Source organism: Paenibacillus sp. FSL H8-0537, assembly GCF_038051995.1.
Lineage (GTDB): Bacteria > Bacillota > Bacilli > Paenibacillales > Paenibacillaceae > Pristimantibacillus.
Window position 1 is genome coordinate 315,440 of the sequence record NZ_CP150290.1, and the last position, 12,134, is coordinate 327,573.

Annotated in this window: 11 protein-coding genes and 1 tRNA gene; 9 read left to right on the plus strand and 3 right to left on the minus strand. The window is 49.0% G+C overall.

Annotation, left to right across the window (positions count from 1 at the left end):
• Window positions 1-231: 231 nt before the first annotated feature.
• Both MHB80_RS01410 and trxB read left to right on the plus strand, forming a co-directional pair.
• On the plus strand, window positions 232-1,983 hold the full coding sequence (locus MHB80_RS01410) for a tetratricopeptide repeat protein (RefSeq protein ID WP_341280495.1): 1,752 nt from the start codon (window positions 232-234) through the stop codon (window positions 1,981-1,983).
• 60 nt (window positions 1,984-2,043) lie between these two features.
• Window positions 2,044-2,991 (plus strand): thioredoxin-disulfide reductase, encoded by a 948-nt coding sequence (trxB, locus tag MHB80_RS01415; protein WP_341280496.1) that lies wholly within the window; start codon window positions 2,044-2,046, stop codon window positions 2,989-2,991.
• 171 nt (window positions 2,992-3,162) lie between these two features.
• Here the strand turns inward: trxB and MHB80_RS01420 are convergent, their stop codons facing one another.
• Complete coding sequence (locus MHB80_RS01420) at window positions 3,163-3,729, minus strand: glycerol-3-phosphate responsive antiterminator (RefSeq protein WP_341280497.1); 567 nt, start codon at window positions 3,727-3,729, stop codon at window positions 3,163-3,165.
• Between the two features lie 372 nt (window positions 3,730-4,101).
• Between MHB80_RS01420 and MHB80_RS01425 the strand changes: the two genes are divergently transcribed.
• The 5 genes from MHB80_RS01425 to MHB80_RS01445 all read left to right on the plus strand — a co-directional run bounded on the left by MHB80_RS01425 (window position 4,102) and on the right by MHB80_RS01445 (window position 8,296).
• Entirely contained in the window at window positions 4,102-5,052 is a 951-nt protein-coding gene (locus MHB80_RS01425) for an ROK family glucokinase (protein WP_341280498.1), read from the plus strand.
• A gap of 54 nt (window positions 5,053-5,106) precedes the next feature.
• Window positions 5,107-5,994, plus strand: coding sequence for an RNase adapter RapZ (rapZ, locus tag MHB80_RS01430; protein ID WP_341280499.1), 888 nt, complete (start codon window positions 5,107-5,109; stop codon window positions 5,992-5,994).
• Between the two features lie 12 nt (window positions 5,995-6,006).
• Window positions 6,007-6,993 (plus strand): YvcK family protein, encoded by a 987-nt coding sequence (locus MHB80_RS01435; RefSeq protein WP_341280500.1) that lies wholly within the window; start codon window positions 6,007-6,009, stop codon window positions 6,991-6,993.
• Between the two features lie 6 nt (window positions 6,994-6,999).
• On the plus strand, window positions 7,000-7,929 hold the full coding sequence (whiA, locus tag MHB80_RS01440) for a DNA-binding protein WhiA (RefSeq protein WP_341280501.1): 930 nt from the start codon (window positions 7,000-7,002) through the stop codon (window positions 7,927-7,929).
• A gap of 97 nt (window positions 7,930-8,026) precedes the next feature.
• On the plus strand, window positions 8,027-8,296 hold the full coding sequence (locus MHB80_RS01445) for an HPr family phosphocarrier protein (RefSeq protein ID WP_046234108.1): 270 nt from the start codon (window positions 8,027-8,029) through the stop codon (window positions 8,294-8,296).
• Between the two features lie 190 nt (window positions 8,297-8,486).
• Here the strand turns inward: MHB80_RS01445 and clpP are convergent, their stop codons facing one another.
• Window positions 8,487-9,068, minus strand: coding sequence for an ATP-dependent Clp endopeptidase proteolytic subunit ClpP (clpP, locus tag MHB80_RS01450; protein WP_341280502.1), 582 nt, complete (start codon window positions 9,066-9,068; stop codon window positions 8,487-8,489).
• Between the two features lie 230 nt (window positions 9,069-9,298).
• Window positions 9,299-9,370: transfer RNA gene (locus MHB80_RS01455), tRNA-Arg, on the minus strand.
• A gap of 251 nt (window positions 9,371-9,621) precedes the next feature.
• Between MHB80_RS01455 and MHB80_RS01460 the strand changes: the two genes are divergently transcribed.
• Both MHB80_RS01460 and gap read left to right on the plus strand, forming a co-directional pair.
• Window positions 9,622-10,659 (plus strand): sugar-binding domain-containing protein, encoded by a 1,038-nt coding sequence (locus MHB80_RS01460; RefSeq protein ID WP_056032491.1) that lies wholly within the window; start codon window positions 9,622-9,624, stop codon window positions 10,657-10,659.
• A 307-nt stretch (window positions 10,660-10,966) separates the two neighbouring features.
• A complete protein-coding gene (gap, locus tag MHB80_RS01465; protein ID WP_341280503.1) occupies window positions 10,967-11,971 on the plus strand; it encodes a type I glyceraldehyde-3-phosphate dehydrogenase in 1,005 nt (334 codons plus the stop codon).
• Window positions 11,972-12,134 lie beyond the last annotated feature (163 nt).

A 12,134-nucleotide genomic window follows, 5' to 3' on the forward strand; every position in this document is an offset into this window, starting at 1 on the left:
CGACAGCCGTTTCACCTCATGGACTCCTTACCAAAAACAGCATAAATACTTATATGAAATCGCGGGCGGTTATTAAAACGTCCGCTATTTTCATAGCTTTTTTGCCTGTTGCCCCAAGGGAGCGCGGGCAATAGCGGCCGCGGCGGAGCGTTTCCTTTAGTTTGAGTGCGCGAGTTGACCGTTCCTATGTTATAATCGTAGAAAATGAAGTTTCCGGGAGGTGCCTTGCCAATGAAGGGAAAGAAACGCGCTGCCACAGCTGACCCAAAGACGAAAATCATACCTGTTCAGTGGGATGCCACATTCTTTTTCGAACGGGCTGTCCGCTCGTTGGACCGATACCACTATGACAAGGCACTCAAATATTTTCGCCGTGCTGTGGAATATGAGCCGGAAAATCCGGTTAACCATTGTAATATGGCAGGCATTTTATCGGAAATGGGCAACTATCAGGAATCCAATAAAATTTTGCATTGGATCGTCGATGAGCTTGATCCTACGATGACGGAATGCCATTTCTATATGGCGAACAACTATGCCAACATGGAACAATATGAAGCCGCTGAAGGGGCACTGGTGCATTATCTCGAAGAGGATGCGGATGGGCAGTACCTCGATGAGGCGGAAGAAATGATGGAATTGCTCGATTATGAGCTGGAGCGTCCAACGCGGGTAACGAGTATTAAGGCGCGTGAAGGCTTGTTCGAGCATGATCAGGCACGCACGCTGCTGGAGGAAGGCAAGTTTACCGAGGCGGTTCGACTACTGGAGGACATTATTGCGGCGCAGCCGGAGTTTCTGGCAGCACGCAATAATTTGGCGCTCGCTTATTATTATATGGGCCTGTTTGATAAGGCGATGGAAACGATACATGAGGCGCTGGATATTGATGCGGGCAACCTGCATGCCTTGTGCAATTTGGCGATCTTTTATCAGCATGCAGAGGACGAGAAAAGTTTGGCTCCACTAGTAGAGCTGCTGCGCAAGACGGCGCCTTTTCATGAGGAGCATGTATTTAAGCTGGCTACGACGATGGGGATTCTTGGCGAGCACGAGGCGGCTTACCGCCACTTCCTTCGCTTGCTGAAGGACCCTGATCTGAATCAGGACCCTTGCCTGTATCATTATGCGGCTGTAGCGGCCTGCAATATTGGGCGGTTCCATGAAGCCGAGCGGCTTTGGCGGCAGACAGCAAAGCTAGATCCAAAATCGAATATTCCTCGCTATTATATGGAACAGCTGGAGCTGGTGAAGCAAGGGCAGCACAAATCAGCGGTCAGCTACCATTATCATTTGCCGTTTGAGGAGCAGTTCAAGCTTTGGGAAAACTCCTCGGATGGACTGCCCGACCATTTGAAGCGTGACCCGCTTGTCCGCTCCTCCTTCTTCTGGGCGCTGCGCCACGGTGATCGCAACACGAAGCTGCAGGTCATCCAGGCGCTCGGCATGATTGCTGACAATGAAGTAAAGGATGCGCTTAAGGCGTTTCTGATCGAACCGGGCGAAGATGACTATTTGAAGCGGATTGCGATTTTCGTTCTGCGTACGATTGATGTTCAGGAGCCGCTGCAGGCCATATTGGAGGGCAAGGAAACGGTCATCGAACCGAATCGTGTTCCTTCACGGCTGCCCGTATGGGAAGCCAAGTGGCAGGAAGTTGTCGAGGCTGCGCTTTCGCGAATGAACAAGCGTTATGATCTAATCCAACAGCATGATCTGATGACGCTGTGGGTCGAGTTTCTAAGCCGTGTATATCCGGACGTTCCGAAGCTCAGCAAGGTGGAAGGCTGGGCCGCAGCGCTGGAATATTTGACGGCGAAGATGCATCGGCGCACGATTTCGTATCATGAGGTATCCGTTCGTTATGGCACTTCCATTGCAACGGTCAGCAAAAATGCGAAGCGAATCGATCAAGTGTGCGGCATAAAGGAAAAAATGCGTTCGATCAATTCGGTATTTGCGCCAGATGAGCCGCTGGAATAGCGAGCAGGCGTGTCTGTAAAATATAATAGGGATAGGGCAAAATTTAAGGAGGGTTACAGGATGTATAAAGCGATTATTATCGGTACGGGTCCTGCGGGACTGACGGCTGCGATTTATTTGGCTCGTGCAAACATGAAGCCGCTAGTTATTGAAGGACCGGAGCCGGGTGGTCAATTGACGACGACGACGGAGGTAGAGAACTTTCCGGGCTTCCCAGAAGGTATTATGGGTCCAGACTTGATGGCTAATATGCGCAAGCAAGCGGAGCGTTTCGGCGCAGAGTTTATTACAGGCTGGGTAAACAGCGTGGATACTTCGGCGAGACCGTTCAAGCTGCAAGTAGAAGGCAAAGGCGAATACGTAGGCGAGTCGCTTATCATTTCTACTGGCGCTTCCGCCAAATACCTAGGCATTCCTGGGGAAAAAGAAAACGTAGGCCGCGGTGTCAGCACCTGCGCCACTTGCGACGGATTTTTCTTCCGCGGCAAGAAAATAATCGTGGTTGGCGGCGGAGACTCCGCTATGGAGGAAGCTAGCTTCCTGACTCGCTTTGCGACGAATGTAGAGCTTGTAAATCGCCGCGATGAGCTGCGCGCTTCCAAGATCATGCAGGACCGCGCACGCGAAAATGAAAAAATCGACTGGAGCCTAAACCGCACGCCAGTTGAGGTTGTAGCTGGGCCAATGGGCGTTACTGGTCTTAAAGTACGCAACAATGAAACAGGCAGTGAAGAAGTCATTGAGACGCACGGTATTTTTATCGCGATTGGCCACACGCCAAACACGGCCTTCCTTAATGGACAAATCGATACGGATGAGCATGGTTACATTAAAGTGAAGCCAGGCACTTCCGAGACGAACGTTCCGGGTATTTTCGCTTGTGGCGACGTGCAGGACAGCAAATATCGCCAAGCGATTACCGCTGCCGGCAGCGGCTGTATGGCGGCGCTTGACTGCGAACGTTTCCTTGAAGGCAGCATGACGCATGACTGGAGCCAATCTCTGTAAGCTTAGATTAAAATAGAGCAAATAACCCTTTGCCAGATAAATAAGGCAGAGGGTTATTTTATTTGTTGTGTGCCCGTTTGTCCAGGCCGCACTCCAGAGCAGGAGAACGATGCCTTAGCATATGTTGGTAGCGCAGAATGGAGCCGAGCAGTATTGAGCTGCTGAATAAAACTATTTGTTCGTAGAAGCGAAGTGCGTCCACAGCTCGCTGCGCGAGGTGGTCACTGCTGAAGCGCCAGCGGCAGTCGCATTTTCTACATCTGCTACAGTACGGATCAGTCCGCCGGCAAAAATCGGGATGCCCGTCCGTTCAAAAACTTCACGAATGATATGAGGCATGACGCCTGGCAGCACTTCAATATAGTCAGGCTTCGTGCGCTCCAGCAGCACATAGCTTTTCTCCAGTGCGTGCGTGTCCAGCAGGAACAAGCGCTGTATCGCAATGAGGCCGTTTTTCTTTGCTGTACTAATAACGGCGCCGCGCGTAGAAATAAGCCCGGCCGGGCGAATCATCTGGCACAAATATTCGGCGGCGTATTCGTCATTTTTGAGACCGCCGATTAAATCGGCGTGGAGCAGAATTTTTTTGCCATGGGCATTCGCCAGCTCGAAAATGCTCTGCAATTGGCTGATATGCGTCTCCAGCAGCACAATATAGGAGAAGTCAGAAGTCATCAGCTTTTCCAAATCCTTCGTTTTTCGTGGAGCAGGCAATATTTGCTGGTTGTGAAAGGGCAAGGACGAATACCTCCTTCTAGCGGATGTGGATTTATGGATCTATAATAAGCGGCCAGCTAGGCTTGTATAGGCTGCTTCGGTTCCGATGTGAAACGGACTTCTCCTTCTGATGGACGAGATCGTGCTGTTTTAGCTTGAAATATAGGAAAGTATGTGATGTTCCCATCCTTTCTCTATATTTCATCGCGAAACGAAAGCCCGCCGCCAAAGGGCGGCGTGGCGCGTTTCACCTTGACCCTAGTCTAATGGATATACGGGGTGAACTCAACGTGCAAATCCAGCGGCAGCAAGGAGCTTCCCGCCTTGACCAGAGGGAGGAGCTTCGCTTATAGTGGACAGAGAAGATTAACATATTAATGAGGTGGACTGCAAATGTCTCAAAAGATTTACGTTGGAATCGATGTTGGCGGAACGGCAATTAAGGTCGGATTGTGCAACGAGAACGGGGATTTGCTTCATACGTATGAAGGTCCCACAGAAACGAATAAAGGTACGGATGCTATCCTTGAAAATATTGCTGCTTATGCACGTGCCATCGTCGCTGAATCTTCCTATGAATGGGAGCAGGTTGGCGGCGTAGGCGTTGGAATAGCCGGTTTCTTGGACATTCCGACGGGCTATATTAAGTTCGCGCCGAATTTGAAGATTCGCGACGTAAATTTGAAAGATTATTTGGAAGCCAAGCTTGCAACTAAAGTGCTGGTAAATAATGATGCAAACGTGGCGGCGCTGGGCGAAGCTTGGGCTGGCGCGGGCAAGGGCATCGATCACTGCGTATGCTATACGCTTGGTACAGGCGTAGGTGGCGGTATTATTATCGGCGGCAAAATCGTTGAAGGTTTTGCGGGTATGGCTGGCGAGCTTGGACATATTGCGATTGTGCCGGATCTCGAAGCGATTCAGTGCGGCTGCGGCAAAATGGGCTGCCTGGAAACGGTATCTTCCGCAACGGGCATTATCCGTATGGCGAAGGATGCCGTTGAGCGCGGCGACCGTACGACGCTTGCTCAAGTGACAGATATTATGGCGAAGGACGTTATCGATGCAGCGAAAGCTGGAGATGAAGTGGCTATACGCATTGTAAGCCGTGCTGCGTATTATTTGGGACGCTCGATGGCGCTCATGGCAGTCGTGCTGAATCCGCAATGCTTCATTATTGGCGGCGGCGTATCCAAAGCCGGCGATTTTCTATTCGATCAAATTCGCGAAGTATTCGAGAAGTATACACAGAAAGAAGCGCAGGATGGCGTGAAAATCATCCCTGCTACGCTCGGCAACAATGCAGGTGTCGTTGGCGCGGCTGGATTGATTTTGCGCTCGTAGCGATAAACATAGGATAACAGGGACATTTTCCCCGCTTGTAAGGAGGAGAAGAAGATGGAGACGGCAGCAGCACTAGCGAAGCTTGTTATTATTACAGGGATGTCAGGTGCAGGCAAAACGATTGCTGTACAAAGTCTGGAGGATCTTGGCTTCTTCTGCGTCGATAATTTGCCCCCGGTGCTTATCCCAAAGTTTGCTGAGCTAATTGAGCAATCAAACGGGAAGATCGGCAAGGTCGCATTGGTTATTGACTTGCGCGGCAGGGAGTTTTTTACAGCTTTGGCGGAGTCCTTAAGTTATATTAAAGACCATTCTACCATAAGCTGTGAGATACTGTTCCTGGATGCGACGGATGGCGTGCTTGTTCAACGTTATAAGGAAAGCCGTCGCCGTCACCCGCTTGTGCCCGACGGCTTGCCGCTGGACGGCATCAAGCTGGAACGCAGAATGCTGGAGGACCTGAAGGGGTCTGCTTCGCTGGTTATTGATACGAGCAGCATCAAGCCCGCACAGTTGAAAGAGCGAATTATTTCCAAGTTTACGAACCTGGAGCAAAATAGCTTATCAGTCAATGTCATTTCTTTCGGCTTTAAATATGGTATTCCGATTGATGCGGATTTAATTTATGATGTGCGTTTTTTGCCTAATCCTCATTATATTGAGCATCTGCGCCCAAATACCGGCCAGACGCCAGAGGTTTATGAATATGTGATGAAATGGCCGGAAACGCAGGCGTTTCTGGCTAAGCTGGTTGACATGCTCCAGTTCCTTCTTCCGCTTTATCATAAGGAAGGGAAGAGCCAGGTCGTTATCGGCATTGGCTGCACCGGAGGAAAACATCGCTCGGTGGCGATTTCGGAATACTTGGGCCGTGTGCTGGGAAGCAGTGATACGGAACGGGTACGCGTCAGCCATCGCGATTCCGACCGCGACAAGCATTAACGGAGGGAACGTATGCAGAACAGGCACAAAATAGGAGCTCCTCCCAAGATCGTGGTCATTGGCGGAGGCACAGGATTATCCGTTATGCTGCGCGGGCTTAAGGAAAAGCCTATGGATATTACAGCCATCGTCACGGTTGCTGATGATGGGGGCAGCTCTGGCGTGCTTCGCAATGAGCTGCAAATTCCGCCTCCAGGCGATGTTCGCAATGTGCTGATGGCACTTGCCGACACCGAGCCGCTGCTCGCAGAGGTGCTGCAATACCGATTTAATTCAGGTACAGGACTAGCGGGGCATAGCCTCGGCAATTTAATGCTGGCTGCTATGGCTGACATCACAGGCGATTTTGTGACGGGCGTACGCGAGCTGAGCAGGGTACTGGCGGTACGCGGACGGGTTTTGCCCGCCGCAGCCCAGGCCATTGTGCTTAAGGCGGAAATGGCCGATGGCTCGATCGTCATTGGCGAGTCGATGATTCCAAAGGCGGGCCAAGCGATTAAACGTGTATTCATTGATACGGAGAATGCGCACGCGCTGCCGGAAGCGGTCAAAGCGATTGAGCAAGCAGATGCTATCTTAATTGGGCCGGGAAGCTTGTACACGAGTATTATGCCGAATTTGATTGTTCCGATGCTTGCTCAAGCGATTACGGAATCTTGCGCCGTCAAGCTGTTTGTATGCAATGTGATGACGCAGCCGGGTGAGACGGACAATTATACGGTATCGGATCATATGAATGCGATTGAGGCCCATATCGGCCTGCAATTATTCGATTATGTCATTGTGAACAATGGTGAAATTTCACCGCAAGTGGAAGCCAAATACGCAGAGATGGGCGCGAAGCCCGTCGCTATTGATTTGGAAGCTATTCGCAGCAAGGGCTGCGAGGTTATTGAGGATCGTTTTGTTTTATTCCAGACGTTTCTAAGGCATGATGCCGAGCGTCTAAGCCATCATATTTATAAGCTAGTGGAAAACTGGATGATTAGAAAGAGGTGACAAACCATGTCGTTTGCGGCACAAACAAAAAAGGAACTTACGCTTATTGAAGCGGATTCCTGCTGTGAGCTTGCAGAGCTTTCCGCGCTCATTCGGATGAATGGTTCTGTCAGCTTATCCAGCCGCAAAGTCATTTTGGACATCTCAACAGAAAATGCTGCAATAGCCCGTCGTATTTATTCTCTGGTCAAAAGGCACTTTGAGGTACACACCGAGCTGTTGGTTCGGAAAAAAATGCGGCTGAAAAAGAACAATGTGTATATCGTACGTATTCCAACAATGGTACAATCTATATTAAGCAAGCTTCATATCGTATCTGAGGGTTTCGTGTTCAACTCCGGAATTGATAAGACGATGATTAAGAAGTCTTGCTGCAAACGTTCATATTTGCGTGGTGCTTTCCTTGCTGGAGGTTCAGTGAATAACCCTGAGGGTTCCTCGTACCATTTGGAAATCTCTTCAATGTATGAGGAGTATTGCGGCTCATTAGTGGAGCTGGCCAATAAGTTCGAGCTGAATGCCCGCTGCATCGAGCGGAAGAAAGGCTTTATTTTTTACATTAAGGAAGGCGAGAAAATTATTGAGCTGCTGAACATTATTGGCGCTCATCAGGCGCTGTTTAAATTCGAGGATGTGCGAATTATGCGCGACATGCGCAATTCCGTCAATCGAATCGTCAATTGCGAGACAGCGAACCTGAACAAGACCATCGGCGCGTCCGTGCGGCAGATTGATAATATTAAACTGCTGGACCGCGAGCTAGGCCTTGAAAATTTGCCGGATAAGCTCAAGGAAGTCGCTGAAATTCGCCTGCAGCATCCCGATCTGAACTTGAAGGAAGTTGGAGAACTGCTCAAAGGGTCAGTGAGCAAGTCAGGCGTAAACCACAGGCTTCGCAAAATTGACGAACTTGCTGAAAAAATACGCAACGGCTAAACTTTTAACTTCATGTTTCCGATGGTATAATGATACAATGAGTTTAAAATTATCGGCATAATTAAGGATTGAATAAGATATAGGGGGTATGCTTTCCATGACAAGGCTTCCGGTTGTCGTTCGACTAAAAACAGGTCTTCATGCAAGACCTGCAGCATTATTCGTACAAGAAGCTAATAAATTTTCATCAGAAGTATTCGTCGAGAAAGACGACAAGAAAGTGAATGCCAAATCGATTATGGGAATTATGAGCTTGGCAATCAGTTCGGGCACTGAAGTTTTCATAAGTGCGGAAGGTTCGGACGCAGAACAGGCTGTAAACGCTTTAGCTGCATTGGTAAGCAAGGAAGAGCTCGAGAACCAATAAGAAGCCTTATGCAGCAGGGACTCGTCTGCTCATAACCATATCTTTTGGCCATGCCGCCTTTTGGATCAGGATGATCCAGGGCGGTTTTTTTGAAATATAAGCCATATTGAAAAAGAGTCCATAACAAAACAAACCCGGTTCGCCTGAACCGGGTTTGTTTTGTTATACACCCATATGAATGATGGATGATTTAGATTTTCTCAATAACCTTATCAACCAGACCATACGCGCAAGCTTCTTGGGCGCTCATGAAATAGTCGCGATCGGTATCCTTCTCAACGCGCTCAAGCGGTTGGCCTGTGCGCTCGGACAGGATTCCGTTAAGATGGTCGCGCATTTTGATAATGCGGCGAGCACGGATTTCGATGTCGCTCGCTTGGCCTTCAGCGCCGCCCAGCGGCTGGTGAATCATAACCTCGCTGTTCGGAAGCGCGTAACGCTTGCCTTTGGCGCCTGCTGCAAGCAGGAACGCGCCCATCGATGCTGCCATACCTACACAAATGGTGGATACGTCAGGCTTGATGTATTGCATCGTATCATAGATAGCCATACCCGAGGTAATCGAACCGCCAGGGCTGTTAATGTAAAGGGAGATGTCTTTCTCAGGGTCATCTGCTGTCAGAAACAGCATCTGTGCGATGATGGAGTTGGCTACAACGTCATTGACGCCCGAGCCCAAGAAGATAATACGATCCTTCAATAACCGGGAATAGATGTCATAGGAGCGCTCTCCGCGATTAGTTTGCTCAATAACCATAGGAACGAAATTCATATCCTGTAAACCTCCTCCGAAAAATAACAAGATTGATATTGCCGTAACATCATAATAGCGGATGAAACGTTAAAAGTCAAAGATAGTCAGACAAATCAGATTTTTCTCGGGCGCATGCCGTTTCATAGCTAAAAAACGATATAAAAAAACCACCCTTTCATCAGGGTGGCCACATACTAGGCTTCATAAACGCCTATTGCTCGCTGCAAATTGTTATCGGTTAATCAGAACGCGCCCGCTAGGAATCGAACCTAGATCTCAGGCTCCGGAGGCCTACGTCATATCCATTGGACCACGGGCGCATGTATAAAAGTAACAGCAAGATTTAGTATATGTTAAATGTGAATAGAAATCAAGCCAGCTATTAAAAATAAATTTGCTAAAATCGTGTCGGTAAACGGTTTCATATGAAATTGTTGACTTGAAATGTTAGATCAAGTTCGGTAAAATAGAGGTGGGACTTAAAACGAAAGCATGGGACGTTTCGTGTCCACCGCTATGCGTGAGTATCGGTTTCGCTTAACTTAGTACGGGTGGAGTGAATAATTAGAAGATGCGCCAGATGATTGAATTGCAGCAGCAGCTTCTGCCAGATTTGCTCGACGTGATGAGGAAGCGCTATAGGATACTGCACCAGGTTATGCTCTCTGATCTAATCGGCCGCAGAACGCTTGCGACAACGCTCGGTATGACGGAGAGGGTGCTGCGAGCAGAAACGGACTTTCTAAAGTCACAGGGCTTGCTTGAAATTCATGCCTCTGGCATGAGGATCAGTGAACCCGGCAAAGAACTGCTGGAACAGTTTGAGCCTTTTGTGCAGACGATTTTCGGCTTGTCGGAGCTTGAGGAGAAGATCAGAAGTTATTTTGGGCTGAGCCAGGTTGTCGTTGTGGCCGGCGATTCTGATGTATCCGCACAGACGAAGCGGGAACTCGGCAGAGCAGGAGGACAGGTACTGCGCAAAGCGATGGAGCAAGGCGACGTTATTGCCGTTACAGGCGGTACGACGACTGCTCAGGTGGCAAATCAGCTTTCGGCCGTGGCGCCGCTTAAAACCAATTGGTTCGTGCCTGCAAGAGGCGGACTTGGCGAAAGCGTCGATTATCAGGCGAATACGATTGCTTCCACCATGGCGAAGCGGACAGGTGCCAATTATCGGTTGCTTCACGTTCCTGATCATCTTGGAGAGGAAGCTTATGCTCCCATTATGCAGGAACCGAATATCCAGGACATTATAGAAGTGATCCGCAGGGCGCGTATTGTCGTGCACGGCATCGGAGACGCTATGGTGATGGCTCGGCGCAGGAAGCTTGATGAGGCGACGATGCAGGGTATTGAAGCGGAGGGGGCACTTGCGGAAGCATACGGTTTTTATTTTGATCGGAGCGGGCAAGTGGTTCACAAGATGCCGACGGTAGGACTACGGCTCGAGGATATTGTTAAGACTGAAGTTGTTATCGGGGTAGCCGGAGGCAAAAGCAAAGGCGAAGCGATCGCAGCAGTTATGCGCTTTGGACACAATGATGTTTTAGTTACTGATGAGGCTGCCGCATTAGAAATAATTGCAATTATTGAAGGCTCAGCACCATAAAAATATAAGAATTTATAAGTTGCAGCTTATAAATAGGACTTATATTTCTCCGACAAAGCTCTTCGCTCGTCCTAGAAGGACGAAGAAGTCGTTTTTGCTTGAAATAGTAAGAAAGTATAAGTTTCACGCTTATACTCCGCTTATATTTCTCGGACTGAAACGCGCCGCGCCACCAAAGGAAAGGCGACAGCCGTTTCACCTTGGCAAGTGATCTTGATGCTTCGCGCCGTGCGAGACAATGGCACCCGGCATGCGAAATGTCTTGAAATATATTTTTTATCCCAAAACACTCTAGGAGGAAACAACAATGGTTAAAGTAGGTATTAACGGATTTGGTCGTATTGGTCGTAACGTATTCCGCGCAGCTCTGAACAACGCTGATGTAGAAATCGTAGCAGTAAACGATTTGACAGACACAGCTACACTGGCTCACCTTTTGAAATATGATACAACTCACGGTACTCTTGATGCTACAGTTGAAGCTAAAGAAGGCGCGATTGTAGTTAACGGCCGCGAAATCAAAGTTTTCGCTGAGCGCAACCCTGAAAACCTGGCTTGGGCTTCTGTAGGCGCTGAAATCGTTGTTGAATCCACTGGTATTTTCACAGCTAAAGAAAAAGCTGAGCTTCACCTTAAAGGCGGCGCTAAAAAAGTTATCATCTCCGCTCCTGCTACTAACGAAGATATCACTGTCGTTATCGGCGTTAACGAAGATAAATACGATGCAGCTGCACACACAATCATCTCCAACGCTTCTTGCACAACGAACTGTCTTGCTCCGTTTGCAAAAGTATTGAACGATAAATTCGGCATCGTTAAAGGCATGATGACAACGATCCACTCGTACACAAATGACCAATCCGTTCTGGATGTACCGCACAAAGACCTTCGTCGTGCTCGTGCAGCTGCTGAGAACATCATTCCTTCATCCACTGGCGCTGCTAAAGCAGTATCGCTTGTACTTCCTGAGCTGAAAGGCAAATTGAACGGTATGGCTATGCGTGTTCCTACACCTAACGTTTCCGTAACTGACCTGGTAGCTGAGCTGAAAGTTAACGTAACAGTTGAAGAAGTTAATGCTGCTCTGAAAGAAGCTTCCGAAGGCGCACTTAAAGGCATCTTGAACTACAACGAGCTTCCGCTTGTTTCCAGCGACTACAACCATGACCCTGCTTCCTCCACAATCGACGGCTTGTCGACTATGGTTGTTGAAGGCAACATGGTAAAAGTTATTTCTTGGTACGACAACGAGTGGGGCTACTCGAACCGCGTAGTTGATCTCGCTGCTTATATCGCAAGCAAAGGTCTGTAAGAACAAGGGAAATATCCCCCACAATTACATGGAACGCTTTACGTCCCAGGCCGGTCTTGCACCGGCTGCGGGATACGCTTAATCCGCGGCGCTCCCGGGGCATCGTATGCGATTCAAGCGAAACCTTAACAGGGGCGCGATTTTGTCTTCACGACGAAGCGCG